The sequence below is a fragment of the Citrobacter sp. RHBSTW-00944 genome, from assembly GCF_013615435.1.
Classification (GTDB): domain Bacteria; phylum Pseudomonadota; class Gammaproteobacteria; order Enterobacterales; family Enterobacteriaceae; genus Citrobacter; species Citrobacter braakii.
In genome coordinates this window covers 4,138,744-4,164,720 of sequence record NZ_CP055418.1, presented here as the reverse complement: position 1 = coordinate 4,164,720, position 25,977 = coordinate 4,138,744, and the positions used below count along the sequence as shown (strand labels likewise).

The window sequence follows — 25,977 nt, the reverse complement described above, 5'->3', positions numbered from 1 at the left end:
ATCCGATCTGGAGTCAAAATGTCCTCACGTAAAGAGCTTGCCAATGCTATTCGTGCGCTGAGCATGGACGCAGTACAGAAAGCCAAATCCGGTCACCCGGGTGCCCCGATGGGTATGGCTGACATTGCCGAAGTCCTGTGGCGTGATTTCCTGAACCACAACCCGACTAACCCGTCCTGGGCTGACCGTGACCGCTTCGTGCTGTCCAACGGCCACGGCTCCATGCTGATTTACAGCCTGCTGCACCTCACCGGCTACGATCTGCCGATGTCCGAGCTGCAGAACTTCCGTCAGCTGCATTCCAAAACTCCGGGTCACCCGGAAGTGGGTTACACCGCGGGTGTTGAAACCACTACCGGTCCTCTGGGTCAGGGCATTGCGAATGCAGTGGGTATGGCTATCGCCGAAAAAACGCTGGCGGCGCAGTTTAACCGTCCTGGTCACGACATCGTTGACCACTTCACCTATGCTTTCATGGGCGACGGCTGCATGATGGAAGGTATCTCTCACGAGGTATGTTCCCTGGCCGGTACGCTGAAGCTGGGTAAACTGGTAGCGTTCTACGATGACAACGGCATCTCTATCGATGGCCACGTTGAAGGCTGGTTCACCGATGACACCGCTAAGCGTTTCGAAGCTTACGGTTGGCACGTGGTTCGTGGCGTTGATGGTCACGATGCTGACGCGATTAAGCGCGCAGTTGAAGAAGCTCGCGCTGTGACCGACAAACCGTCCCTGCTGATGTGCAAAACCATCATCGGTTTCGGTTCCCCGAATAAAGCTGGTACCCACGACTCTCACGGTGCGCCGCTGGGTGATGCAGAAATCGCACTGACCCGCGAACAGCTGGGCTGGAAATACGCGCCGTTTGAAATTCCGTCTGAAATCTACGCGCAGTGGGATGCGAAAGAAGCAGGCCAGGCAAAAGAAGCTGCATGGAACGAGAAGTTCGCTGCTTATGCGAAAGCCTTCCCGCAGGAAGCCGCTGAATTCACCCGTCGTATGAAAGGTGAAATGCCGTCTGACTTCGACGCAAAAGCGAACGAGTTCATCGCTAAGCTGCAGGCTAACCCGGCGAAAATCGCCAGCCGTAAAGCGTCTCAGAACGCGATTGAAGCGTTTGGTCCTCTGCTGCCTGAATTCCTCGGCGGCTCCGCTGACCTGGCACCAAGTAACCTGACTCTGTGGTCTGGTTCTAAAGCTATCAACGAAGATACTGCCGGTAACTACATCCATTACGGTGTACGTGAATTCGGTATGACCGCTATCGCTAACGGTATCTCCCTGCACGGTGGCTTCCTGCCGTACACCTCCACCTTCCTGATGTTTGTGGAATATGCCCGTAACGCGGTGCGTATGGCTGCGCTGATGAAACAGCGTCAGGTGATGGTCTATACCCACGACTCCATCGGTCTGGGCGAAGATGGCCCGACTCACCAGCCGGTAGAGCAGGTAGCTTCGCTGCGTGTGACCCCGAACATGAGCACCTGGCGTCCGTGTGACCAGGTTGAATCTGCCGTTGCATGGAAATACGGTGTAGAGCGTCAGGACGGTCCGACCGCGCTGATCCTCTCCCGCCAGAACCTGGCACAGCAGGAACGTACCGAAGAGCAGCTGGCGAACATCGCGCGCGGTGGTTACGTGCTGAAAGATTGCGCCGGTCAGCCGGAACTGATCTTCATCGCGACCGGTTCTGAAGTTGAGCTGGCTGTGGCTGCCTGGGACAAACTGACCGCTGAAGGCGTTAAAGCGCGCGTGGTTTCCATGCCGTCTACCGACGCGTTCGACAAACAGGATGCCGCTTATCGCGAGTCCGTACTGCCGAAAGCTGTTTCCGCACGTGTTGCAGTGGAAGCGGGCATCGCAGACTACTGGTTCAAATACGTGGGCCTGAACGGCGCTATCGTTGGTATGACTACCTTTGGTGAGTCTGCACCGGCTGAGCTGCTGTTTGAAGAGTTTGGCTTCACTGTCGACAACGTTGTCGCGAAAGCAAAAGAACTGCTGTAATTTTGATTACAGGTGAAAACGGGTCGCTTATGCGGCCCGTTTTTTTAAAGTAAGTAAATTTATTTGGTCGCGTGCAATCCGAAAATGTAGATTTACATCACAAATATGATATTTAGCGATGTTTTATATTTGCAACTTGAATCACATTATTGCTGTTGATTTTTATATTTCTTTTCTCAATCTATTGTTTTTAAAGGCATCACCAAAAAACATTCTGCGCTGTATGTAGTTTTCTCCTCGATTGATTTCATTTCGCCGTGCGCGTATTTTATTTTTAACGCTAACTCGTACCCTAAAAATAAAATAAGGAAAATGTATGCGGCTGATTGATTACTTTCCCGAATCATCTATCTCAATAAAAAATTCAGCAAAGAACTGGCAGGAGGCAATTGACTTTTCTATGTCATCCTTACTCGCCAATCATTATGTCAATTCAGATTATATTCAGGCCATTAAAGACTCAACGACTAACAATGGTCCTTATTATATTTTAGCGCCAGGCGTCGCCATGCCGCACGCTCGACCGGAGTGTGGCGCGTTAAAAACCGGTATGTCATTAACGCTTCTCAAACAGGAAGTGAAATTTGCCGAAGATGATGAAGGTATCAGATTATTAATCGGATTGTCGGCGGCTAATGCTGATTCACACATTGGCGCTATTCAGGCCTTAAGCGAATTATTATGTGAAGAGGAAGCACTAACCGCTTTGTTAGCGGCTAAATCAGAAAAACAATTGGCGGATATTATCGCTCAAGCATAATTAACGGTTTCCTTTCAGGACATTATCATGGAAAACAAGTCTGCTCGTGCCAAAGTCCAGGCTTTTGGTGGGTTTTTGACTGCAATGGTCATTCCCAACATCGGCGCATTTATTGCCTGGGGTTTTATTACCGCATTATTTATTCCTACTGGTTGGATGCCGAATGAGCATTTCGCCAAAATTGTCGGTCCGATGATTACCTATTTACTGCCCGTCATGATTGGCTCCACTGGGGGGCATCTGGTTGGCGGGAAACGCGGTGCGGTGATGGGGGTTATTGGTTCTATTGGCGTTATTGTGGGCGCGGATATCCCGATGTTCCTTGGCGCAATGGTAATGGGGCCGCTTGGCGGTTGGGTGATTAAGCATATCGACCGTCTGCTGGAAAAACGCATTCCTGCAGGCTTCGAGATGGTTATCAATAATTTCTCTCTTGGTATCGCGGGAATGCTCTTATGCTTGCTGGGGTTTGAAGTTATCGGCCCGGCGGTTCTCATTGCCAATAATTTCGTGAAGGAGTGTATTGAAGCGTTGGTACATGCGGGCTATCTGCCGTTGCTATCCGTAATCAATGAGCCAGCAAAAATCCTCTTTCTGAACAATGCCATCGATCAGGGAGTGTATTATCCGCTGGGGATGCAGCAAGCTTCTGAAACGGGAAAATCAATTTTCTTCATGGTGGCATCTAACCCAGGGCCGGGATTAGGTTTGTTACTCGGCTTTGCTATCTTTGGCAAAGGAATGAGTAAAAAGTCTGCGCCAGGCGCCATGATTATCCACTTCCTCGGTGGTATTCATGAACTGTATTTCCCGTATGTGCTGATGAAGCCTCTGACCCTGATCGCGATGATTGCCGGGGGAATGACCGGGACGTGGGTATTCCAACTGCTGGACGGTGGGTTAGTTGCGGGGCCAAGCCCAGGATCCATATTCGCCTATCTGGCATTAACGCCGAAAGGTTCTTTCCTCGCGACCATTGCAGGAGTTACCGCGGGAACCGTTGTTACTTTTGTTATTACCTCTGTCATCCTGAAAATGGAAAAGAACGTTGAAACAGAAAGTGAAGATGACTTTGCTGAATCAGCCAGAACCGTCAAAGCGATGAAGCAGGAAGGGCAATTCTCTTACAAAAACATTAAACGCGTCGCTTTTGTCTGTGATGCAGGAATGGGTTCCAGTGCTATGGGGGCAACCACATTTCGTAAGCGTCTGGAGAAAGCGGGATTGAATATTACTGTGACGCATTATGCTATCGAAAACGGGTGATGCTGCCAACTTACTGATTTAGTGTATGATGGTGTTTTTGAGGTGCTCCAGTGGCTTCTGTTTCTATCAGCTGTCCCTCCTGTTCAGCTACTGACGGGGTGGTGCGTAACGGCAAAAGCACTGCCGGACATCAGCGCTATCTCTGCTCTCACTGCCGTAAAACATGGCAACTGCAGTTCACTTACACCGCTTCTCAACCCGGTACGCACCAGAAAATCATTGATATGGCCATGAATGGCGTTGGATGCCGGGCAACCGCCCGCATTATGGGCGTTGGCCTCAACACGATTTTCCGCCATTTAAAAAACTCAGGCCGCAGTCGGTAACCTCGCGCATACAGCCGGGCAGTGACGTCATCGTCTGCGCGGAAATGGACGAACAGTGGGGATACGTCGGGGCTAAATCGCGCCAGCGCTGGCTGTTTTACGCGTATGACAGGCTCCGGAAGACGGTTGTTGCGCACGTATTCGGTGAACGCACTATGGCGACGCTGGGGCGTCTTATGAGCCTGCTGTCACCCTTTGACGTGGTGATATGGATGACGGATGGCTGGCCGCTGTATGAATCCCGCCTGAAGGGAAAGCTGCACGTAATCAGCAAGCGATATACGCAGCGAATTGAGCGGCATAACCTGAATCTGAGGCAGCACCTGGCACGGCTGGGACGGAAGTCGCTGTCGTTCTCAAAATCGGTGGAGCTGCATGACAAAGTCATCGGGCATTATCTGAACATAAAACACTATCAATAAGTTGGAGTCATTACCTCGAAAACGTTCCGCAAGATGCCGATATTATTGTCACCCATGCCAGTCTTGAAGGTCGTGTTAAACGTGTAAGTGAAAAGCCATTAGTGCTGATTAAGAACTATATTGGTGACCCATTGTTGGATGATTTATTTAAACGCATTACTGCGAACTAGCCTTCTTCTATTTTTGGAGTGAATATGAAAACGAAAGTTGCTGCCATATATGGCAAGCAGGATATTCGTATCCGCGAGTTTGAACTACCTGCAATTACAGATAATGAATTGTTAGTAAGCGTAATATCCGATAGCGTTTGTTTGTCCACCTGGAAAGCAGCAGCATTGGGGAGCGATCATAAACGCGTACCGGACGATCTGGAAAATCATCCGGTTATTACCGGACATGAATGTGCAGGTATTATTGTTGAGGTGGGAAAAAACCTGACGGATAAATATAAGAAAGGTCAGCGTTTTGTGTTGCAACCCGCGATGGGATTGCCAAGTGGATATTCAGCAGGATACAGCTATGAATATTTTGGCGGCAATGCGACATATATGATTATCCCGGAAGTGGCGATTAACCTGGGATGCGTTTTGCCTTACCACGGCTCTTATTTTGCCGCTGCCTCATTGGCAGAACCGATGTGCTGCATTATTGGGGCGTATAACGCGAATTTTCATACCACGCCTTACGTTTATGAGCATCGCATGGGGATTAAGCCAGGGGGGAACATTGCGCTTCTGGCCTGCGCCGGGCCGATGGGTATTGGTGCAATAGATTATGCCATTAACGGGAATATTCAGCCGTCGCGCGTGGTGGTGGTCGACATTGACGAAGCACGACTGGCGCAGGCTAAAAAACTGTTGCCCGTTGAGCGGGCGGCAGAAAAGGGGATTGAGCTCATCTATGTGAATACTACTGGCATGGATTCTCCGACAGCGATGCTGCGAGCGTTAACTCATGACGCAGGTTTTGATGATGTCTTTGTGTATGCGGCAGTGCCTGCAGTTGTTGAGATGGCTGATGATTTACTCGCGGAAGATGGTTGCCTGAATTTTTTTGCCGGTCCTACGGACAGTAACTTCAAAGTGCCGTTTAATTTTTATAACGTGCACTACAACAGCACTCACGTTGTCGGGACATCCGGTGGTTCAACGGATGATATGAAAGAGGCCATTGCGCTCAGTGCAACTGGCCAACTGCAACCGTCGTTTATGGTGACGCACATTGGCGGCCTTGATGCAGTTCCGGAAACTGTATTGAATTTACCGGCAATCCCCGGCGGTAAGAAGCTGATATATAACGGCGTTACCATGCCACTAACCGCCATTGCTGATTTTGCCGAGAAAGGGAAAACTGACCCATTATTCAAAGAACTGGCGCTACTGGTGGAGGAGACGCACGGTATCTGGAATGAAAAGGCAGAAAAATACCTTTTGGCACACTTTGGCGTTGATATCGGGGAGGCGGCGATATGATGTCGCTGGCATGGCCGCTATTTCGTATCACGGAGCAGGCTGCACTGGCAGCCTGGCCGCAAACCGGGTGCGGCGATAAAAACAAGATTGATGGTCTGGCTGTGACGGCAATGCGGGAAGCATTGAACAGTATTGCCATTCGCGGACGCATCGTTATTGGCGAAGGGGAGATTGATCAAGCCCCGATGCTGTGGATTGGTGAGGAAGTGGGAACCGGCACCGGACCTGAGGTAGATATCGCCGTTGATCCTATCGAAGGAACCCGAATGGTGGCTATGGGGCAAAGCAATGCGCTGGCCGTCATGGCGTTTGCCCCTCGCGGTAGTTTGTTACACGCCCCTGATATGTACATGAAAAAACTGGTTGTTAATCGGTTTGCGAAAGGGGCGATTAATCTGGCGCTGCCGTTGGCAGATAATCTGCGTAATGTGGCAGAGGCGTTGGGTAAACCGCTGGAGCGACTGCGGATGGTGACGCTGGATAAACCGCGCCTTCAACCAGCGATTGCCGAGGCGACACGGCTTGGCGTCAAGGTCTTTGCTCTACCCGACGGCGACGTGGCCGCCAGCGTGCTGGCCTGTATGCAGGAGAATCCTTATGATCTGATGTATACCATTGGCGGCGCGCCTGAAGGGGTTATTTCAGCCTGTGCGGTTAAAGCGCTGGGGGGTGATATGCAGGCTGAACTGATTGATTTTTGCGAAGCGAAAGGAAATAACGCAGATAATCGTCTGATTGCGGCACAGGAACATCAGCGCTGCGCGGAAATGGGCGTTGAGATCAACCGGATCTACGCGCTGGACGAACTGGTAGGGGGAAATAAGATCCTCTTCAGCGCAACAGGGGTCACGGGCGGCGATCTTGTGAAAGGGATCCAACAGGTTGCGAATGGTGTGCGCACGCAAACTTTACTGATCGGCGGCGCGGATCGAACGTGTAATATAATAGACTCTCTGCATTCATGGTGATTTATCGAGAAACGAATGACGACGCTGACAGAAGACGATGTGCTTGAGCAACTGGATGCTCAAAATAATTTACTCTCGTTTATGACGACGGCACATAACATTTTGCTCCAGGGCATTAAGCGCTTTCTACCGTCGCTGTTCGTTAATAACGATGAAGAGATCGTGGAATATGCAGTGAAGCCGTTACTCGCCCAGAGTGGACCGCTTGACGATATCGACGTTGCGTTACGTCTGATTTATGCGTTGGGAAAAATGGATAAATGGCTTTATGCCGACATCACCCATTTCTCTCAATTTTATCAGTACCTGAACGAGCAGGATAATATCCCCGGTTTTGCCGATGACATTACCTGGGATTTTGTCAGCAACGTGAACAGTATCACCCGCAACGCAACGCTCTACGGTGCGCTGGAGTCGATGAAATTTGCCGACTTTGCTGCGTGGTCCGAAGTGCGCTTTAGCGCAATGGTCAAGACGGCAATGACGCTGGCAGTGACGGCGATTTTAAAGGAATTAACGCCGTGAAAATCAAACTAACGGTGAATGGGCTACAGGTTGAAGCACATTACCGTGATGATGAGATAGAGAACGTCCACAAACCGTTATTACAACAGCTGGCAAAAATACATGCCACTCACCCGCAGCGACGAACGATCGTTTTTCTCAGCGCACCGCCTGGTACGGGTAAATCGACGCTGACCACCTTCTGGGAATATCTCTCCCGTCAGGATCCTGGCCTGCCGGAGATCCAGACGCTGCCGATGGATGGCTTCCATCACTACAACACCTGGCTGGATGCTCATAACCTGCGAGCATACAAAGGTGCGCCGGAAACCTTTGATGTGGATAAGCTTGCGCAGAATCTACGTCTGATAAGGGAAGGGGAGGGCACCTGGCCACAGTACGACCGGCAAAAACACGATCCGGTAGAAGCGGCCATAACAGTGACCGCGCCGATTGTGGTTGTGGAAGGAAACTGGTTATTACGCAATGATGAAAGGTGGCGGGCGTTAGCTGAGTTTTGTGATTACTCGCTGTTTATTCGTGCTCCTGCCAACGCGCTCCGTACACGACTGGTAGGCCGTAAACTGGCGGGCGGACTATCACAAGCTGACGCTGAGGCGTTTTATGAGCGTACCGACGGACCGAATGTTCATCGGGTACTGGAAGCGAGTCTGCCAGGTGACCTGACGCTGGAGATGCTGGAATCTGGTGAATATCGGATAGCGTGAAGGCCAATTATTCCTGTTAAGCCGTAATGATTATTACGGCTTACTGGAATAATTTCCCCCGGTCTTAGCGGGAAAAGTGTGATGTACGTCAGATAACTGTTTTCTTTGGCTGGACAATCATTCCTTTTATTCCGCGTTTCGCTTATTCTAGCTGAAGCGTTTCAGTCGATTAAATGCTCGACAATTAACCAATTAGTCGCAGTTTGCGACAGGTAAGGTTTCCCTGAGCGATTTGCTGCATTACTCTGTCTGCCACATCGTTTCTGAGAAATCCTTGCAGGAGACCTATGACCGTACGCGTAGCGATTAATGGTTTCGGTCGCATCGGACGCAACGTGGTTCGTGCTTTGTATGAATCCGGGCGTCGGGCGGAAATCACCGTGGTGGCAATCAACGAACTGGCGGATGCTGCAGGCATGGCGCATTTGTTGAAATATGACACCAGCCATGGACGTTTTGCCTGGGATGTTCGTCAGGAACGTGACCAGCTCATCGTTGGCGATGACGCGATCCGCATTCTGCATGAGCGAACGCTCGATGCGCTTCCCTGGCGCGAACTGAGTGTCGACGTTGTGCTGGATTGTACGGGGGTCTTCGGCAACCGCGAACACGGCGAGGCGCATATTGCCGCAGGTGCAAAAAAAGTGCTCTTTTCACATCCTGGTAGTCACGACATCGACGCAACCGTTGTGTATGGCGTTAATCAGGATCAGCTGCGCGCTGAACACCGGATCGTTTCCAACGCCTCCTGTACCACGAATTGCATAATACCCGTCATTAAATTGCTGGATGATGCTTACGGCATTGAGTCTGGTACCGTCACCACGATCCACTCCGCGATGCACGATCAGCAGGTTATTGATGCCTATCATCCTGACCTGCGTCGCACGCGAGCGGCCAGCCAGTCTATTATTCCGGTTGATACCAAACTGGCGGCGGGCATCACGCGAATTTTCCCGCAGTTTAACGATCGTTTTGAAGCGATTGCGGTGCGTGTACCGACCATAAATGTGACGGCGATCGACTTAAGCGTGACGGTGAAAAAACCAGTAAAAGCCAGTGAAGTCAACCAGTTGCTGCAAAAAGCAGCACAAGGTGCATTTCATGGTATAGTTGACTATACGGAATTACCGTTGGTCTCTGTAGATTTTAACCACGACCCGCACAGCGCCATCGTTGATGGTACGCAAACGCGCGTGAGTGGCGCTCACCTGATCAAAACGCTGGTCTGGTGTGATAATGAATGGGGCTTTGCTAACCGTATGCTCGACACAACGTTAGCGATGGCTGCTATTGGTTTCAGGCTCGACGCTTGAGCGTCGACAAAACTTTATGAATCAACGAGAGGATTCACCATGTCTGTAATTAAGATGACCGATCTGGATCTGGCTGGTAAACGCGTTTTTATCCGTGCGGACCTGAACGTACCAGTTAAAGAAGGGAAAGTAACCAGCGATGCGCGTATCCGTGCTTCCCTGCCGACCATCGAACTGGCCCTGAAACAGGGTGCTAAAGTGATGGTAACTTCCCACCTGGGTCGTCCTACCGAAGGCGAGTACAACGAAGAATTCTCTCTGCTGCCGGTTGTTAACTACCTGAAAGACAAACTGTCTGCTCCGGTTCGCCTGGTAAAAGATTACCTGGACGGCGTTGAAGTCGCTGCCGGTGAACTGGTTGTTCTGGAAAACGTTCGCTTCAACAAAGGCGAGAAGAAAGACGACGAAGCGCTGTCCAAAAAATACGCTGCGCTGTGCGACGTATTCGTAATGGACGCTTTCGGTACAGCTCACCGTGCGCAGGCTTCTACCCACGGTATCGGTAAATTCGCCGACGTAGCTTGCGCTGGTCCGCTGCTGGCTGCTGAGCTGGATGCGCTGGGTAAAGCGCTGAAAGAACCTGCTCGTCCGATGGTGGCTATCGTTGGTGGTTCTAAAGTTTCTACCAAACTGACCGTTCTGGACTCTCTGTCAAAAATCGCTGACCAGCTGATCGTTGGTGGTGGTATCGCGAACACCTTCGTTGCTGCTCAAGGCCACAACGTCGGCAAATCCCTGTACGAAGCTGACCTGGTTGATGAAGCTAAGCGTCTGCTGACGACTTGCGATATTCCGGTCCCGACTGACGTTCGCGTAGCGACTGAATTCTCTGAAACTGCACCGGCTACGCTTAAATCCGTTAGCGATGTAAAAGAAGACGAGCAGATCCTGGATATCGGCGACGCTTCTGCACAGCAGCTGGCTGACATCCTGAAGAATGCGAAAACCATTCTGTGGAACGGCCCGGTTGGCGTGTTCGAATTCCCGAACTTCCGCAAAGGTACTGAAATCGTTGCTAATGCTATCGCAGACAGCGAAGCATTCTCTATCGCAGGCGGCGGTGACACCCTGGCAGCAATCGACCTGTTCGGCATTGCTGACAAAATCTCCTACATCTCTACTGGCGGCGGCGCATTCCTCGAATTCGTGGAAGGCAAAGTACTGCCAGCAGTAGCCATGCTCGAAGAGCGTGCTAAAAAGTAAGACATTGATGGGCAGGGAAACCTGCCCAATTATTAGCGCGCTGTCGAGCGCGCCCCCTTTCCAAGGCCGAAGATACAGGACTCGCAACATGTCTAAAATTTTTGATTTCGTAAAACCAGGCGTAATCACTGGTGATGACGTACAGAAAGTTTTCCAGGTAGCTAAAGAAAACAACTTTGCTCTGCCAGCTGTTAACTGCGTTGGTACCGACTCCATCAACGCCGTTCTGGAAACCGCTGCAAAAGTTAAAGCGCCGGTAATCGTCCAGTTCTCCAACGGTGGTGCTTCTTTCATCGCGGGTAAAGGCGTGAAGTCTGACGTTCCTCAGGGCGCTGCAATCCTGGGTGCTATCTCTGGCGCGCATCACGTTCACCAGATGGCTGAACACTATGGTGTTCCGGTTATCCTGCACACTGACCACTGCGCGAAGAAACTGCTGCCGTGGATCGACGGTCTGCTGGACGCGGGTGAAAAACACTTCGCAGCAACTGGCAAACCGCTGTTCTCTTCTCACATGATCGACCTGTCTGAAGAGTCTCTGGAAGAGAACATCGAAATCTGCTCCAAATACCTGGCGCGCATGTCCAAAATGGGCATGACTCTGGAAATCGAACTGGGTTGCACCGGTGGTGAAGAAGACGGCGTGGACAACAGCCACATGGACGCTTCTGCACTGTACACCCAACCGGAAGACGTTGACTACGCATACACCGAGCTGAGCAAAATCAGCCCGCGTTTCACCATCGCAGCGTCCTTCGGTAACGTACACGGCGTTTACAAGCCGGGTAACGTAGTTCTGACCCCGACCATCCTGCGCGACTCTCAGGACTATGTTTCTAAGAAACATAACCTGCCGCATAACAGCCTGAACTTCGTCTTCCACGGCGGTTCCGGTTCTACTGCTCAGGAAATCAAAGACTCCGTAAGCTACGGCGTAGTGAAAATGAACATCGACACCGATACCCAATGGGCTACCTGGGAAGGCGTTCTGAACTACTACAAAGCAAACGAAGCTTACCTGCAGGGTCAGTTGGGCAACCCGAAAGGCGAAGATCAGCCGAACAAGAAATACTACGATCCGCGCGTATGGCTGCGTGCTGGTCAGGCAACCATGATCACCCGTCTGGAACAGGCTTTCAAAGAACTGAACGCGGTTGACGTTCTGTAATTTACGCCGTCCAACGTGACATGAGGCCCGCAAATGCGGGCCTTTTTTATTGCCATTTCAATGTGCTGCTGACAGAGAATTCTGTGATCTGTTTGGCAAAATCTGAGTTTATTGTTTACCCTTGTCAGGTTGCCAGTCCCGTTAGGGCGGCTTTATTTCTCCCGTTTGGGTAAGCAAAAAAGGAATATTGAATGGAAGATTTGAATGTTGTCGACAGCATAAACGGTGCGGGCACCTGGCTGGTCCGCAATCAGGAGCTACTGTTGAGCTATGCCGTCAACATCGTTGCGGCTCTCGCGATTGTCATTATCGGTATGATCGTGGCGCGTATCGTATCAAACACCGTTAACCGCCTGATGCTGGCGCGTAAAATTGATGCCACCGTTGCCGACTTTCTTTCTGCACTGGTGCGCTACGGTATTATCGCTTTCACGCTGATTGCCGCGCTGGGTCGCGTTGGAGTGCAAACTGCCTCCGTGATCGCCGTTCTCGGTGCCGCAGGTTTAGCTGTCGGTCTGGCACTGCAAGGGTCGCTGTCCAACCTCGCCGCAGGCGTGCTTCTGGTGATGTTCCGTCCGTTCCGCGCGGGTGAATATGTAGACCTTGGCGGCGTTGCGGGAACCGTGCTTAACGTGCAGATTTTCTCCACAACTATGCGTACCGTAGACGGTAAGATTGTGGTGATCCCAAACGGTAAAATCATTGCCGGGAACATCATTAACTTCTCTCGCGAGCCGGTCCGTCGTAACGAATTTATTATCGGCGTGGCCTACGACTCCGATATCGATCAGGTGAAAAAAATCCTCACTGATATCATCCAGTCTGAAGATCGCATCCTAAAAGACCGTGAAATGACGGTACGCCTGAATGAGCTGGGCGCTTCCTCGATTAATTTCGTCGTACGAGTCTGGAGCAACAGCAGCGATCTGCAAAGCGTCTACTGGGATGTACTGGAGCGCATTAAGCGCGAGTTTGATGCCAACGGTATCAGCTTCCCGTACCCGCAGATGGATGTGAACTTTAAACGCGTGAAAGAGAACGCGACCGAGTAACTTCAGCTAAAAACGCCCGCCAGAGAGATGCGGGCGTTGATTTATCTCGTCTTGTTAAGAATTGCGCTGACACCCTGCATCAGCTCGCCAACATCGTTTATTCCTTTACTTTCCTGTTGGGCAATCCATTCGGCCTGAACGTGCTGATACCCGGTAGCGGCTTGCCACGCATTCAGATCGCTGTTGGTCAGGTAATGAACGTGTGCACCCTCTTTTGCCATCTTTTTCGCCATTGCGGTCAGGCTTGCGTCCTGCACTGCGCCAATACGCTTTTGCGTCATGGCGGCGGCCCGATTGATGGCTGCGCGATCTTTCACGTCCAGGCTATCCCAGACGTCTTTATTCATCACCAGAAGATAAACGTGTCCGAGCCAGAGCGAAGGGGAGAGCTGAATATAGGGGGCCGCCCGCTGGGCATGGATATCATCTCCGCTGTCGAGGTTAACCATCAGGCCGTCAAGCTGTCCGGTCTGAAGCGCATCGGTAATTTTTTCATTCCATGGCATGCTGACCGGCACGCCGCCCGCGTTGCGTAAAAATGATTGATGCCAAAAGCTGGCGGTCCGCCATTGGCTTGCATTCAGCTGTGCCAAATCGACGTTCGGCCTGGTAGTAAAAAATCCAACCGGATAGCCGAGGAAAAACTGAAGATTCACCAGATTGTTGTTTTCCAGCTCGCGACCAAACTGGCGATACTCGCGGAAAATCCGCTGAAAGGCGTTAACCTGCGCTTCACCACGACCCGGTCCGAGGGGGAAGCTCTTAAAAATCTGGTGTCGCGGCAGTTGTTCGGGCGTGTACTCAGGGACCACGATCCCCATATCCGCCACGCTGCCCTGGCCGATCGTTTTTAAGGCGTCATAGCTGGTGGACAGCTCGCCGTTCCAGTGAGCGTCGATTTTCAAACGTCCAAGCGACTCTTGTTCGATCGCGCGAAAAAAAGTCTCTTTTATGAGCCGGGTACGCATGTTGCCATATGGCTCGTGATCGGTATAGCGCAGCGTTCTGTCTGCGCTGGCGACAGTGGGCCACAAACTGGTAACTACCAGCGAGGCACAGAAGAGAAAAATGTTCGCGTTATGCTTCATACCCATTCCTTTGGTATAGACAGACTTATCTTTCAGCATACCTCGGGTAACGCACAATCGCTATTGTCAGAGACTGAATATGGAGGGGAGTGTGCGCGGTATTATTAATAATGCTAATTACTGATTAATATTATCCATTTCCTCTAATGAATCCCGCGCAGTATAGTCTGCCCACAAGACAATTATGTGAGATGCTTTACATGTTATCCTACTACTTTCAAGGGCTTGTGCTTGGTGCAGCCATGATACTTCCGCTTGGTCCACAAAATGCCTTCGTGATGAATCAGGGGATCCGTCGTCAGTATCACATCATGATTGCTTTACTCTGCGCTATCAGTGACTTAGTGCTGATTTGCGCGGGGATCTTCGGCGGTAGCGCCTTGCTGATGCAGTCGCCATGGCTGATGGCGCTGGTCACCTGGGGCGGAGTCGCATTTTTACTCTGGTACGGATTCGGTGCGCTAAAAACGGCGATGAGCAGTAATCTGGAACTGGCCAGCGCCGAGGTGATGAAGCAGGGGCGCTGGAAAATCATCGCCACTATGCTGGCGGTGACATGGCTCAACCCACATGTTTACCTGGATACCTTTGTGGTGCTCGGGAGTCTGGGGGGGCAACTGGACGTTGAGCCTAAACGCTGGTTTGCACTGGGAACCGTCAGCGCTTCGTTCCTGTGGTTCTTCGGTCTGGCATTGCTGGCGGCCTGGCTGGCACCGCGTCTGCGAACTGCTAAAGCACAGCGCATCATCAATACGCTGGTAGGATTAGTGATGTGGTTTATCGCTTTTCAGCTGGCAAAAGAAGGTGTTGCGCACGTTCAAGCGCTGTTCAACTAAGTGTTGTCTGATGGACAACGCAGCGAGATCGGCTAAGCTTGCCTGCATGTGCCCTGAGTTTTGGGGTAATTAATGAAACATGGAGGAACGACCGTGAAGTTCAAAATAATGGCCCTGGCGGCATTAGTCGGATTCAGCGCACTATCGGTACAGGCAAATGAGTTGCCAAATGGACCGCACATCGTGACTTCCGGAACGGCAAGCGTAGATGCAACACCAGACATCGCCACCCTGGCGATTGAAGTGAACGTTGCTGCAAAGGATGCGGCTTCCGCGAAGAAGCAGGCCGATGAGCGCGTGGCGCAATATCTGTCTTTCCTTGAACAGAACCAGATAGCGAAGAAAGACATTAGCGCTGCAAACTTGCGTACGCAGCCGGACTACGACTACCAGAACGGCAAAAGCATCCTCAAAGGTTATCGTGCAGTGCGCACCGTTGAAGTCACGCTGCGTCAGTTGGACAAACTCAACGCTCTGCTTGATGGCGCGCTGAAGGCCGGTCTGAATGAGATTCGTTCGGTATCGCTGGGCGTTGCCCAGCCGGATGCTTACAAAGACAAAGCGCGTAAAGCGGCGATTGATGATGCTGTTCATCAGGCTGAACAGCTGGCAGCGGGCTTTAATAGCAAACTGGGTCCCGTTTACAGTGTGCGTTACCACGTTTCCAATTATCAACCGAGCCCGATGGTACGGATGATGAAAGCAGATGCTGCGCCTGCAACCTCCGCTCAGGAAACCTACGAACAGCCGGTTATTCAGTTTGACGATCAGGTTGATGTCGTCTTCCAGATTGAGCCTACAGTAACCAATAAGTAGTCTTGATAAGGCGTAAGTCGCCATCCGGCAAGATTTTAGCCTGATGGCGATGCTTACGCGTCTCATCAGGCCGACAAAACATTCCAGCCGGTTTTTTCTGTGAGCAACTGTAAAAATGAGACCTCACATTCAGTCTTTTTTTTCGTGGTAATGAGGATAGGCCATAGCGATTTTTAAGGGGACGCTATGGATATTTTTATCTCGAAAAAAATGCGTAATTTCATTCTGCTGGCGCAAACCAATAACATCGCCAGAGCGGCAGAAAAAATACATATGACCGCATCGCCTTTCGGTAAAAGCATTGCTGCACTGGAAGATCAAATCGGCTATACGCTGTTTACCCGTAAAGATAACAACATCAGCCTGAATAAAGCCGGACAGGAGCTGTATCAGAAGCTGTTTCCCGTCTATCAGCGCCTCTCTGCCATTGATAATGAAATCCATAACGCCTCTTGTCGCTCGCGGGAAATCGTCATCGGTATCGATAATACTTATCCAACGATTATTTTTGACCAGTTGATTAGCCTTGGCGATAAATATGACGGCGTGACGGCCCAGGCCGTTGAATTCAGTGAGAATGGGGTGATTGATAATCTGTTCGACCGCAAACTGGATTTCATTATCTCGCCACAGCACGTTTCCCCCCGCGTACAGGAGTTGGAAAATCTGGCGATCAGCGAACTGCCTCCGCTACGTCTGGGGTTTCTCGTTTCCCGGCGCTACGAAGAGAAACAGCCGCAGGATCTGCTGCGCGAGCTACCCTGGCTGCAAATGCGCTTCCAGAATCGCGCTAACTTTGAGGCGATGCTGGATGCTTATATGCGGCCCTGCGGGATCAATCCGACAATTATCTACCGTCCGTACAGCTTTATGGCCAAGATTAGCGCGGTGGAGCGCGGGCAGTTTTTGACGGTGATTCCTCATTTTGCCTGGCGGCTGGTGAATCCGTCGACGCTAAAGTATTTCGACGCGCCCGGCAGCCCCATGTATATGCAGGAGTTTCTCTATTCGCTGAAAAATCATCGCTATACCGGCACCATGCTCCAGCATATTGCTGAAGATCGTGACGGTACGGCAAGTTAACCGAGCATCGATCCTGTCTCGAGAAGGTTGCGATGCAGATCGAACGCATGGCTGAGATCGTGATGGATATGCCCGCCGGGCGCTTTTTCCAGATAGCGGTGCAGGTAGTCCCGATAAAGGGGATGCGCACAGTTATCGATAATCGTGTGCGCCCGCTGTATCGGAGATAACCCACGCAGATCGGCAATCCCTTGTTCGGTCACGATCACTTTAACGCTATGTTCGCTGTGGTCGACATGGCTGCACATCGGCACGATGGTTGAGATTTTCCCGCCTTTGGCAATCGACGGCGCCATAAAGATAGACAGGTAGGCGTTGCGCTCGAAATCCCCGCTGCCGCCGATCCCGTTCATCAGGTTCACGCCCGCAACGTGCGTGGAATTGGCATGGCCGTAGATATCAAACTCAAGCCCAACGTTGAGCGCAATGACCCCCAGCCGACGGATGATTTCCGGGTTATTGGAGATCTCCTGCGGGCGCAGCACAATTCGGCTGGCGAAGAAGTCCATGTTGTCGTAAATCTTCTGTAGCGACGGGGCTGAGATGGTCAGGCTGGAGGCGCTGGCACCGGTGATCTTGCCCGTTTCCAGCAGATGCACCACCGATTCCTGTAACACCTCTGAATACATCATAAAGGGCGGGATATCCGGATTCTCTCCCAGTCTCGCCATTACCGCGTTATTGATATTGCCCACGCCGCTTTGTAAGGGCAGAAACTCTGCTGGAATGCGTTTGTGCGCCATTTCTGCCAGTAGGAAAGTGACGACGTTATCGGCAATTTGTTGGCTGACCGGATTGGTTTTATCCGACGCATTCCCGGCATCGGGCAGCTCGGTATCCACCACCGCGACCACTTTCCTGGGGTCTATCTGCACGCACTGACTGCCCACGCGATCCATGGTATGAAATATGGGCACGCTGTTACGCCGCGGCGGTGCGCCGGGTATTACGATGTCGGCAAACTCAGCCACGCGTGGATTATGGTAATGATTCAACTCGATAATCACCTTTTTCGCCCGCAGCAGCCAGGTGGGCGCATTGCCAATACCGCTGGAAAGCCAAATCCGGCCATCCGGCGCAATGGCGGAGGCTTCAATGACGGCAACATCGATTTCGCCAAAAAAGCCGTAATTAACCATCTGCGCGACTTCGCTCAAATGGAGATCGACAAACCTCACCTGGCCCTGGTTAATTTTCTCGCGCAGGCCAGATGAGGTTTGATAAGGCGCACGCCAGGAAACGGCATCCGCCGCGGATAATGCATCATCAGCGGCGGCGCCAATTGACGCCCCGGTCAACAGGCGGATCTGAAAAGGCTGCCCGTCCTGATGCCGTTCGCAGGCGCGTTGGGCAATTGCGGTGGGTAACGCTTTTGGCGAACCCGCGGGGGTAAAGCCGCTGAACGCCACCATATCATCGTGCTGGATAATTTCTGCCGCCTGTTCGGCGCTCATCCGTTTCATGGCCGTCTCCTTCGTCGGACGTGATTAATGGCCAACAAAATTAGGTTTACGTTTTTCCATAAACGCGTTCATCCCTTCCTGATAATCCTCGCTGTCATATACCGCGCGGCGCATGCCCTGAATGCGCTCGAATTCGTCAGAGTTCATGGTGTGTGCTTCGCCCAACACGCGCAGTTCTTCTTTGATGACGGCGATTGCCAGCGGCGCTTTTTCCGAGATGTGATGCGCCATTTGCAGGGTGAAATCTTCCAGTTCCTCGGTTGGAACGACATGATTGAGGATCCCGACCGCCATGGCGCGTTGAGCGGTGATGGGCGAGGCGGTAAAAATCAGCTCCTTAACGATGTGAAAACCAGCGTCGCGGGTCAGGTTGTGGATGCCCACCAGGTTATAGGGCACGCCGAGGTTGACCGGGGTCATGGAGAAGGTAGACGTACTGGCTGCGATGATCAGATCGGAACTCATGATCATCTCAAACGCGCCGCCCCAGACGCTGCCTTCAACCATGGAGATCACCGGCTTCGGATATTTTTGGATCATGCGAGTTATCTGACGCAGCGGATCGTCATAAGAGAGCGGATCGCGACGTCCGGTGGGGAGTTCATGAATATCATGCCCGGCAGAGAACACTTTGGCCCCGCTCGGGGCGCGCAGAATGATGCAGCGAATGTCCGGACGATTGAGGTCGCTCAGCGCCTGCATCAGATCGTCAATAAACACTTTACTCAGGGCATTGAGCTTGCGGGCGTAATTGAACTCAATGACCGCGACTTTCTGGATGATGACCACGTTGACGTATTGATAAGACATAATGTTCTCTTTATTGAAAGTAATGATGCTGAATAAATTCGCTGATGTGCCGCAGGCCGGTGCGCGGCGAAAGATCATTGTTTTTGACGGCCAGCAGCGTCTGCTGGAAATACTGGTCGAAATCAGCCCGGGCAAACAGCAGATGCAGGGCTTCTTCTTCAGCCTGCTTGTGTAGCCATTCCACCGCCTGCTGCTGGCGGACTTTTTCCAGTCGACCGCTGGCGGTAAGGCACGTTTTAAAGTCGGTTATCGCCTGCCAAACCTCCTCAATGCTGCGTTTTTCCAGGGCGCTACAGGTCAGAACCTGCGGCTGCCACTCGTCATATTTGCGGCGCAGAATATGCAGGGCGGATTCGTACATATGGCGGGCGATGGCAACGCTGGTACGGTTATCACCGTCGTCCTTGTTGATGACGACCAGATCCGCCATCTCCATCAGGCCTTTTTTGATGCCCTGCAAATCGTCGCCACCGCCGGCGATTTGCAGTGAGAGAAAGCAATCCACCATGCCTGCGACTTCGGTTTCTGACTGCCCAACGCCGACGGTTTCCACAATCACCACGTTGAAGCCAGCCGCCTCGCACAGCAGCATTAATTCGCGGGCGCGCTGGCTGGCGCCGCCTAAATGACCGCTGGAAGGAACCGGACGTATAAACGCAGATTCTGCGCGAGCCAGTTCCGTCATGCGGGTTTTATCACCAAGAATGCTGCCGCCGCTGACCGGGCTGCTGGGATCGACGGCGATCACCGCTACCCGTAACCCGCGGCGAATTAACAGCATGCCGAATGCTTCCAGAAAGGTGCTTTTACCCGCGCCCGGCGTGCCGGTGATCCCCAGACGCAGGGCGTTACCGGTGAACGGCATAATCGCGTCCAGCAATTGCGTACTCAGCGGCTGGTGGCGCGGGTGATTGCTTTCGACCAGCGTCATCGCCTGGGCGAGCGTAGCCCGTTCACCGAGTCGCAAGCGGCGGACGGTATCCTCAAGCGTGGCGGCGTTAATCATGATGTTTACTGATACGGGTTAACACATCGCGGACGCTGTCGAGCATCGGCGTGCCTGGGCCATAAATGGCTGCCACGCCATGCTCGTGCAGGAAAGCGTAATCCTGTGGCGGAATAACCCCGCCGGCGACGACGCAAATGTCTTCGCGTCCCCAGCCTTTGAGCGCGGTGACCAGCTCAGGGATCAATGTCTTATGACCCGCCGCCAGCGATGATGCGCCAATGACATGCACATCGTTTTCTACCGCCAGACGGGCAATTTCCTCCGGTGTGGAGAACATCGGGCTGAGATCGACATCGAAACCGAGATCGGAGTAGGCGCTGGCGATCACTTTTGCGCCGCGATCGTGGCCGTCCTGACCCATCTTGGCGATCAGAATACGCGGGCGGCGGCCATTTTCTGCGAGGAACTGTTCAGTTTGCGCAACAATGGCATCGAACTCATCGGCGGATTTGTCGGACTGGTGATAGCTTTGCGCAATCACCCCAGTAACACACTGGCTGGGAACCAGATAACGGTCAAAGGCGGCCTCGAGCGCATCGGAGATTTCACCGAGCGTGGCGCGAACGCGGGCGGCGTTGACGGCGGCTGCCAGCAGATTTTCATTCTGCTGCGCGGCGTGGGTCAGCGCGGATAGCGCGGTTTTAACCGCATCATTGTCGCGGGTGGCGCGGATATGCTGCAGTGAGGCAATCTGCTCGTTGCGCACCTTCACGTTGTCGATCTCCAGCACCGACGTGTCGTCTTCTTTATCCAGCTTGTATTTGTTCACCCCGACGATAACGCGCTTACCCTGGTCGATCAGCGACTGTTCGCGCGCGGACGCTTCTTCGATCATCCGTTTAGGAAGTCCGGCTTCAATCGCCTTCGCCATGCCGCCTGCCTCATCAATCTGCTTGATGATCGTGCGCGCCTGCTTCACGATTTGATCGGTGAGTGATTCGACGTAATACGATCCGGCCAGCGGATCGACGGTGCGGCAGATCTCTGATTCTTCCTGAATGATGATCTGCGTATTACGCGCAATACGGGCGGAGAAATCGGTGGGCAGGCCGAGCGCTTCATCAAAAGCGTTGGTATGCAGAGACTGGGTGCCGCCAAGCGTAGCGCCGAGCGCTTCAATGGTGGTTCGTACCACGTTGTTGTACGGGTCCTGCTCGGTCAGGCTCCAGCCTGACGTCTGGCAGTGGGTACGCAGAGCGAGAGATTTCGGGTTGGTCGCGCCAAAACTGCTGACCGCTTCGCTCCACAGATACCGTGCAGCGCGCAGCATGGCGACGTTCATAAACAGATCCATGCCGATGCCGAAGAAGAATGACAGGCGCGGGGCGAAGTCATCAATTTTCAGTCCGGCGGAAAGCGCGGCCTTGATGTATTCAATACCGTCTGCCAGCGTAAACGCCACCTGCTGTACGCAGTTTGCCCCGGCTTCACCCATGTGATAGCCGCTGATGCTGATGGTGTTAAAGCGCGGCATGTTGCCTGAGCACCAGGCGATGATGTCGGCGATAATGCGCATGGAGGGTTTTGGCGGATAAATGTAGGTGTTGCGGCACAAGTACTCTTTCAGAATATCGTTCTGAATGGTCCCGGTGAGCTGTTCCGGCGTCACGCCTTGCTCCTGCGCAGCGACGATATAAAACGCCAGTACCGGCAGCACCGCGCCGTTCATGGTCATCGATACCGACATCTTATCCAGCGGGATCTGGTCAAACAGCACCTTCATATCTTCAACGGTATCGATCGCCACGCCGGCTTTGCCGACGTCGCCCGCTACGCGCGGGTTGTCTGAGTCATAACCACGATGAGTGGCAAGGTCAAAGGCGACGGAAAGCCCTTTTTGCCCAGCGGCGAGGTTACGGCGGTAAAAGGCGTTGGACTCTTTGGCGGTAGAGAAACCGGCGTATTGGCGAATCGTCCACGGCTGCGCGGTATACATTGTGGCGCGCGGGCCACGCACGTAAGGCGGCAGGCCGGGCAGGGTGCCCGTGACTTCCAGATTATCGAGGTCCGCTTCGGTGTACAGCGGCTTGATGGTAATCCCTTCCGCCGTCTGTCTTTCCAGCGACTCAACGGTTTTTTCCCGTCGACTGAGTTCTTTATTGGCGAGTGTTTGCCACTCCTGCACATTAGCCATTTTTTGCTCCGTATTACGCAATAAGTTGAATCTTTGCGAATACGGTGTGCTTTTTCATTTGGCTTGTCGCCAGCAAAAAATAGCCAACAGGACGTCGTTTTTTGCCGTGTGGCGTGTTTTATTTTGTGATGTATTTCAAAGACGTGGCGGGAATAGCATGAAAAGAGGGGAAAGGCTTGCAGGCCGGATAAGGCGTGACGCCGCTATCCGGCCTCTGTTCGAGGAATTAATCCTGACGCAGTACGTTGTGGCCATAGGCCAGCAGCGCGTCGGTGACGTTGCGCATCATGCGGCTTTCTGGTGCAAAGCGGTGCCAGTACAGCATCCGACGCTGGAACAGGCCTGGCGTTAAGTCGATAAGCTCACCGCTTTCCAGCTCTTTCTCAATCTGTAAGTGTGGGATCATGCAGCAGGTTGTTCCCTGACGGGCTAACTGGACGAAGGCTTCAGACGAGTTAACGATATGGCACGGTACGCTGCCCGGCGGCAGGTCGAAGTTTTGTTGCAGGAACGCCTGGTGCATATCATCAAGATGGTCAAACGCGACCGCCGGGGCTTTCAGCAGGGCGGAACGGGTGACGCCGTTTGGGAAATAACGCTCGGCGAAAGGTTTAGAGCCAACAAACAGGTAGTCCAGCGCGCCCAGTTTATCCACCAGACAGCTTGGCAGCGCCTGATGTTGAATACTCACCGCACCGACTACTTCACCACGACGCAGACGTTCCTGGGTTCGGGTTTCATCTTCAACCTGCAGGTTCAGTCGAATCGGTGAATTAGCCAGTACCGGGGCCAGCGCCGGAAGTAACCAGGTCGCCAGACTGTCGGCGTTTACCGCCAGCGAAAGCAGAAGCGGCGTCGAGCCGGTTTGTTCATCGCCCAGCCACTCGTCTTCCAGCAGTTCAACCTGGCGCAGAAGCGCCAGTAGTTTCTGTCCCTGTTCCGTTGGGCGCGGCGGTACGGTACGCACCAGCAGCGGTTGTCCGAACATATTCTCAAGCTGTTTTATGCGCTGTGAAACCGCGGATTGCGTGATGCACAGCTTTTGCGCCGCGCGCTCAAATCCTCGTTCACGAATAACCGCATCCAGTGCTTGTAGTGTTCTGTAGTCCGGACGTTTCATTGCTTTGACGCACTCCTGAAATTTTTGCTTGTTCTGCACTATGACACAATTTTTGATTGGGTAAAGACGAAATCCGCCGCTTGCGAGCGGGTGTGGGGACATTTTTCTGCACAATGTTCTATAATGCGCGTGAATTTTCCCACCATATTCACACCACAGGCGAAACGATCATGACGCAGGATGAACTGAAAAAAGCAGTAGGATGGGCGGCACTTCAGTATGTACAGCCCGGCACCATTGTGGGCGTAGGTACAGGTTCAACAGCCGCACACTTTATTGATGCGCTGGGCACAATGAAAGGTCAGATTGAAGGTGCGGTATCCAGTTCGGACGCATCGACTGAAAAACTCAAAAGCCTTGGCATCCACGTGTTCGATCTTAACGAAGTGGATAGCCTCGGCGTATACGTTGACGGCGCGGATGAAATCAACGGTCACATGCAAATGATCAAGGGCGGCGGCGCAGCGTTGACCCGTGAAAAAATCATTGCTTCCGTGGCGAAGAAATTTATTTGCATCGCGGATGCGTCTAAAGAAGTCGATATTCTCGGCAACTTCCCGCTGCCGGTCGAAGTGATCCCAATGGCGCGCAGCGCTGTGGCTCGCCAGTTGGTGAAGCTGGGCGGTCGTCCTGAATACCGTCAGGGCGTCGTGACGGACAACGGCAACGTCATCCTCGATGTGCACGGTCTGGAGATCCTCGACGCCATCGCGCTGGAGAATGCCATCAATGCGATTCCAGGTGTGGTAACCGTCGGCCTGTTTGCCAACCGTGGTGCGGATGTCGCGCTGATCGGTACGCCTGACGGCGTGAAAACTATCGTAAAATGATCTGACGGGAGCGTCTTCTCCCGTTAAAAAAATTTTGGCAGGGCAAATTTGGTGACTTGTGTCACGTTTATAATATTGTCCTGCCGATCTCTCCAAAGAAAAAGTTATCGCCAGTATTTTCCTCTGACATTTCCCGTTGAATGACATTTCTTCAGCACGGCGACGCAAACGTTCATATTGCCGCAATATTATTTTTTGATATGTTGAAGAGACGGATGAAAATCCCACACACAACACATCAGTTTGAACAAAAAAGACAGGGTCGGGGAAATGGCAAAGGTATCACTGGAGAAAGATAAGATTAAATTTCTGCTGGTTGAAGGCGTGCACCAAAAAGCACTCGAAAGCCTTCGTGCAGCAGGTTATACCAACATCGAGTTTCACAAAGGTGCTCTGGACACTGAACAACTGAAAGAGTCCATCCGTGATGCCCACTTCATTGGCCTGCGATCCCGTACCCATCTGACTGAAGATGTGATTGACGCCGCAGAGAAACTGGTCGCGATTGGCTGCTTCTGTATCGGCACCAACCAGGTTGATCTAAGTGCAGCGGCAAAGCGCGGGATCCCTGTGTTTAACGCACCATTCTCTAACACACGTTCCGTTGCTGAGCTGGTGATTGGCGAACTGCTGCTACTGCTACGTGGCGTACCCGAAGCGAACGCCAAAGCGCACCGCGGCGTGTGGAATAAACTGGCTACCGGCTCTTTTGAAGCGCGTGGTAAAAAACTGGGGATCATCGGCTACGGCCACATTGGTACTCAGTTGGGCATTCTGGCGGAATCGCTCGGGATGCATGTCTTTTTCTATGATATTGAAAATAAACTCCCGCTTGGCAATGCCACGCAGGTACAGCATCTTTCCGACCTGCTCAATATGAGCGACGTGGTCAGTCTGCACGTGCCGGAAAATGCCTCCACCAAAAACCTGATGGGCGCGCGTGAGATTTCGCTGATGAAACCGGGGGCGCTGCTGATTAACGCCGCTCGCGGTACGGTTGTTGATATTCCTGCGCTGTGCGACGCGTTAGCGACTAAACATCTGGCGGGGGCTGCAATCGACGTATTCCCAACCGAGCCGGCAACTAACAGCGATCCTTTCACTTCGCCGCTGTGTGATTTCGATAACGTGATCCTGACGCCGCACATTGGTGGTTCAACGCTGGAAGCGCAGGAAAACATCGGTCTGGAAGTAGCTGGGAAACTGACCAAGTATTCCGACAACGGCTCTACGCTGTCTGCGGTAAACTTCCCGGAAGTTTCGCTGCCGCTGCACGGTGGTCGTCGTCTGATGCACATTCACGAAAACCGTCCGGGCGTACTGACGGCACTGAACCAGATTTTTGCCGAGCAGGGCGTCAACATTGCCGCGCAGTATCTGCAGACTTCAGCGCAGGTAGGTTATGTGGTTATCGATATTGAAGCGGATGAAGATGTGGCGGAGAAAGCGCTGCTGGCGATGAAAGCCCTTCCGGGAACCATTCGCGCTCGTCTGCTGTACTGATTTCCTCTACATGGGCAGGCGGTTGACCTGCCCATCTTTCCTCTGATTTCCCTGCCTCAAAATCTCTTTCTGTAACGCATACATTCTGTT

The 25,977-nt window shown here is 52.5% G+C and carries 22 protein-coding genes and 2 pseudogenes; 18 read left to right on the top strand and 6 right to left on the bottom strand.

The window, feature by feature from the left end; translation table 11 throughout:
• Window positions 1-18 precede the first annotated feature (18 nt).
• The 13 genes and pseudogenes from tkt to HV334_RS20075 all read left to right on the top strand — a co-directional run bounded on the left by tkt (window position 19) and on the right by HV334_RS20075 (window position 13,195).
• Window positions 19-2,010 (top strand): transketolase, encoded by a 1,992-nt coding sequence (tkt, locus tag HV334_RS20135; protein WP_016154386.1) that lies wholly within the window; start codon window positions 19-21, stop codon window positions 2,008-2,010.
• Window positions 2,011-2,326: 316 nt separating this feature from the next.
• Window positions 2,327-2,770, top strand: a complete 444-nt coding sequence (gene cmtB, locus HV334_RS20130) for a PTS mannitol transporter subunit IIA (protein WP_049282161.1) — start codon at window positions 2,327-2,329, stop codon at window positions 2,768-2,770.
• 27 nt (window positions 2,771-2,797) lie between these two features.
• Window positions 2,798-4,030, top strand: a pseudogene (locus tag HV334_RS20125) (PTS mannitol transporter subunit IICB); the annotation flags it as partial.
• Between the two features lie 56 nt (window positions 4,031-4,086).
• A protein-coding gene (locus HV334_RS20120; protein WP_095033700.1) for an IS1-like element IS1B family transposase occupies window positions 4,087-4,784 on the top strand; the annotation gives its coding sequence in 2 pieces (ribosomal slippage) (window positions 4,087-4,336 and window positions 4,336-4,784; 699 coding nt in all).
• Window positions 4,775-4,954 (top strand): annotated as a pseudogene (locus tag HV334_RS20115) (PTS mannitol transporter subunit IIBC); the annotation flags it as partial. The gene HV334_RS20120 and the pseudogene HV334_RS20115, both read left to right, overlap by 10 nt.
• Before the next feature lie 24 nt (window positions 4,955-4,978).
• A complete protein-coding gene (locus HV334_RS20110; protein ID WP_181220825.1) occupies window positions 4,979-6,256 on the top strand; it encodes a zinc-binding dehydrogenase in 1,278 nt (425 codons plus the stop codon).
• Window positions 6,253-7,224 (top strand): class II fructose-bisphosphatase, encoded by a 972-nt coding sequence (gene glpX, locus HV334_RS20105; protein ID WP_016154382.1) that lies wholly within the window; start codon window positions 6,253-6,255, stop codon window positions 7,222-7,224. Before HV334_RS20110 ends, glpX begins: the two co-directional genes overlap by 4 nt.
• 15 nt (window positions 7,225-7,239) lie before the next feature.
• Window positions 7,240-7,749 carry an MltR family transcriptional regulator gene (locus HV334_RS20100; RefSeq protein ID WP_016154381.1) on the top strand — a complete coding sequence of 170 codons (510 nt, stop codon included), beginning with the start codon at window positions 7,240-7,242 and terminating at the stop codon, window positions 7,747-7,749.
• Window positions 7,746-8,456, top strand: coding sequence for a nucleoside/nucleotide kinase family protein (locus HV334_RS20095; RefSeq protein ID WP_181220824.1), 711 nt, complete (start codon window positions 7,746-7,748; stop codon window positions 8,454-8,456). The genes HV334_RS20100 and HV334_RS20095 overlap by 4 nt, the downstream gene beginning before the upstream one ends.
• A 287-nt stretch (window positions 8,457-8,743) precedes the next feature.
• The gene (gene epd, locus HV334_RS20090) at window positions 8,744-9,772 is read left to right on the top strand and encodes an erythrose-4-phosphate dehydrogenase (RefSeq protein WP_016154379.1); all 1,029 of its coding nucleotides are present in this window, start codon (window positions 8,744-8,746) and stop codon (window positions 9,770-9,772) included.
• 39 nt (window positions 9,773-9,811) lie between these two features.
• The gene (gene pgk, locus HV334_RS20085) at window positions 9,812-10,975 is read left to right on the top strand and encodes a phosphoglycerate kinase (protein WP_003027032.1); all 1,164 of its coding nucleotides are present in this window, start codon (window positions 9,812-9,814) and stop codon (window positions 10,973-10,975) included.
• An 88-nt stretch (window positions 10,976-11,063) separates the two neighbouring features.
• Window positions 11,064-12,143 (top strand): class II fructose-bisphosphate aldolase, encoded by a 1,080-nt coding sequence (fbaA, locus tag HV334_RS20080; RefSeq protein WP_003027029.1) that lies wholly within the window; start codon window positions 11,064-11,066, stop codon window positions 12,141-12,143.
• 191 nt (window positions 12,144-12,334) lie between these two features.
• Window positions 12,335-13,195 (top strand): small-conductance mechanosensitive channel MscS, encoded by an 861-nt coding sequence (locus HV334_RS20075; RefSeq protein WP_019077645.1) that lies wholly within the window; start codon window positions 12,335-12,337, stop codon window positions 13,193-13,195.
• 41 nt (window positions 13,196-13,236) lie between these two features.
• Here HV334_RS20075 and dctP read toward each other — a convergent pair whose 3' ends face one another.
• Window positions 13,237-14,283 (bottom strand): TRAP transporter substrate-binding protein DctP, encoded by a 1,047-nt coding sequence (dctP, locus tag HV334_RS20070; RefSeq protein ID WP_181220823.1) that lies wholly within the window; start codon window positions 14,281-14,283, stop codon window positions 13,237-13,239.
• 200 nt (window positions 14,284-14,483) lie between these two features.
• On the opposite strand from dctP, the gene argO reads away from it, so the two are divergent.
• The 3 genes from argO (at window position 14,484) to HV334_RS20055 (ending at window position 17,018) form a co-directional block, all read left to right on the top strand.
• The gene (gene argO, locus HV334_RS20065) at window positions 14,484-15,119 is read left to right on the top strand and encodes an arginine exporter ArgO (RefSeq protein WP_040232272.1); all 636 of its coding nucleotides are present in this window, start codon (window positions 14,484-14,486) and stop codon (window positions 15,117-15,119) included.
• A 93-nt stretch (window positions 15,120-15,212) separates the two neighbouring features.
• Window positions 15,213-15,935, top strand: coding sequence for an oxidative stress defense protein (locus HV334_RS20060; RefSeq protein WP_029139653.1), 723 nt, complete (start codon window positions 15,213-15,215; stop codon window positions 15,933-15,935).
• A 186-nt stretch (window positions 15,936-16,121) separates the two neighbouring features.
• The gene (locus tag HV334_RS20055) at window positions 16,122-17,018 is read left to right on the top strand and encodes a LysR family transcriptional regulator (protein WP_046274941.1); all 897 of its coding nucleotides are present in this window, start codon (window positions 16,122-16,124) and stop codon (window positions 17,016-17,018) included.
• Here HV334_RS20055 and HV334_RS20050 read toward each other — a convergent pair.
• The 5 genes from HV334_RS20050 to argP all read right to left on the bottom strand — a co-directional run bounded on the left by HV334_RS20050 (window position 17,015) and on the right by argP (window position 23,554).
• The gene (locus HV334_RS20050; RefSeq protein ID WP_181220822.1) at window positions 17,015-18,481 is read right to left on the bottom strand and encodes an acetyl-CoA hydrolase/transferase family protein; all 1,467 of its coding nucleotides are present in this window, start codon (window positions 18,479-18,481) and stop codon (window positions 17,015-17,017) included. The genes HV334_RS20055 and HV334_RS20050 overlap by 4 nt on opposite strands.
• Before the next feature lie 24 nt (window positions 18,482-18,505).
• Window positions 18,506-19,291: a methylmalonyl-CoA decarboxylase gene (gene scpB, locus HV334_RS20045; protein ID WP_049041966.1), complete on the bottom strand. Its 786-nt coding sequence runs from the start codon at window positions 19,289-19,291 to the stop codon at window positions 18,506-18,508.
• A 10-nt stretch (window positions 19,292-19,301) separates the two neighbouring features.
• On the bottom strand, window positions 19,302-20,297 hold the full coding sequence (meaB, locus tag HV334_RS20040) for a methylmalonyl Co-A mutase-associated GTPase MeaB (protein WP_181220821.1): 996 nt from the start codon (window positions 20,295-20,297) through the stop codon (window positions 19,302-19,304).
• Window positions 20,290-22,434 (bottom strand): methylmalonyl-CoA mutase, encoded by a 2,145-nt coding sequence (gene scpA, locus HV334_RS20035; RefSeq protein ID WP_181220820.1) that lies wholly within the window; start codon window positions 22,432-22,434, stop codon window positions 20,290-20,292. Before scpA ends, meaB begins: the two co-directional genes overlap by 8 nt.
• Window positions 22,435-22,660: 226 nt before the next feature.
• Window positions 22,661-23,554, bottom strand: coding sequence for a DNA-binding transcriptional regulator ArgP (argP, locus tag HV334_RS20030; RefSeq protein ID WP_003825477.1), 894 nt, complete (start codon window positions 23,552-23,554; stop codon window positions 22,661-22,663).
• Window positions 23,555-23,724: 170 nt separating this feature from the next.
• Here argP and rpiA point away from each other — a divergent pair, with 170 nt between their 5' ends.
• Both rpiA and serA read left to right on the top strand, forming a co-directional pair.
• Window positions 23,725-24,384, top strand: a complete 660-nt coding sequence (gene rpiA / locus HV334_RS20025) for a ribose-5-phosphate isomerase RpiA (protein WP_016154364.1) — start codon at window positions 23,725-23,727, stop codon at window positions 24,382-24,384.
• A gap of 270 nt (window positions 24,385-24,654) precedes the next feature.
• Window positions 24,655-25,887, top strand: coding sequence for a phosphoglycerate dehydrogenase (serA, locus tag HV334_RS20020; RefSeq protein ID WP_016154363.1), 1,233 nt, complete (start codon window positions 24,655-24,657; stop codon window positions 25,885-25,887).
• The last annotated feature ends 90 nt before the right edge of the window (window positions 25,888-25,977 follow it).

Coding starts and splice junctions, on each gene's coding strand:
- argO (WP_040232272.1), top strand. CDS start 14,484: ATGTTATCCTACTACTTTCAAGGGCTTGTGCTTGGTGCAGCCATGATA.
- scpB (WP_049041966.1), bottom strand. CDS start 19,291: ATGTCTTATCAATACGTCAACGTGGTCATCATCCAGAAAGTCGCGGTC.
- serA (WP_016154363.1), top strand. CDS start 24,655: ATGGCAAAGGTATCACTGGAGAAAGATAAGATTAAATTTCTGCTGGTT.
- cmtB (WP_049282161.1), top strand. CDS start 2,327: ATGCGGCTGATTGATTACTTTCCCGAATCATCTATCTCAATAAAAAAT.
- meaB (WP_181220821.1), bottom strand. CDS start 20,297: ATGATTAACGCCGCCACGCTTGAGGATACCGTCCGCCGCTTGCGACTC.
- HV334_RS20110 (WP_181220825.1), top strand. CDS start 4,979: ATGAAAACGAAAGTTGCTGCCATATATGGCAAGCAGGATATTCGTATC.
- argP (WP_003825477.1), bottom strand. CDS start 23,554: ATGAAACGTCCGGACTACAGAACACTACAAGCACTGGATGCGGTTATT.
- fbaA (WP_003027029.1), top strand. CDS start 11,064: ATGTCTAAAATTTTTGATTTCGTAAAACCAGGCGTAATCACTGGTGAT.
- epd (WP_016154379.1), top strand. CDS start 8,744: ATGACCGTACGCGTAGCGATTAATGGTTTCGGTCGCATCGGACGCAAC.
- pgk (WP_003027032.1), top strand. CDS start 9,812: ATGTCTGTAATTAAGATGACCGATCTGGATCTGGCTGGTAAACGCGTT.
- glpX (WP_016154382.1), top strand. CDS start 6,253: ATGATGTCGCTGGCATGGCCGCTATTTCGTATCACGGAGCAGGCTGCA.
- HV334_RS20055 (WP_046274941.1), top strand. CDS start 16,122: ATGGATATTTTTATCTCGAAAAAAATGCGTAATTTCATTCTGCTGGCG.
- dctP (WP_181220823.1), bottom strand. CDS start 14,283: ATGAAGCATAACGCGAACATTTTTCTCTTCTGTGCCTCGCTGGTAGTT.
- HV334_RS20075 (WP_019077645.1), top strand. CDS start 12,335: ATGGAAGATTTGAATGTTGTCGACAGCATAAACGGTGCGGGCACCTGG.
- tkt (WP_016154386.1), top strand. CDS start 19: ATGTCCTCACGTAAAGAGCTTGCCAATGCTATTCGTGCGCTGAGCATG.
- HV334_RS20100 (WP_016154381.1), top strand. CDS start 7,240: ATGACGACGCTGACAGAAGACGATGTGCTTGAGCAACTGGATGCTCAA.
- HV334_RS20050 (WP_181220822.1), bottom strand. CDS start 18,481: ATGAAACGGATGAGCGCCGAACAGGCGGCAGAAATTATCCAGCACGAT.
- scpA (WP_181220820.1), bottom strand. CDS start 22,434: ATGGCTAATGTGCAGGAGTGGCAAACACTCGCCAATAAAGAACTCAGT.
- rpiA (WP_016154364.1), top strand. CDS start 23,725: ATGACGCAGGATGAACTGAAAAAAGCAGTAGGATGGGCGGCACTTCAG.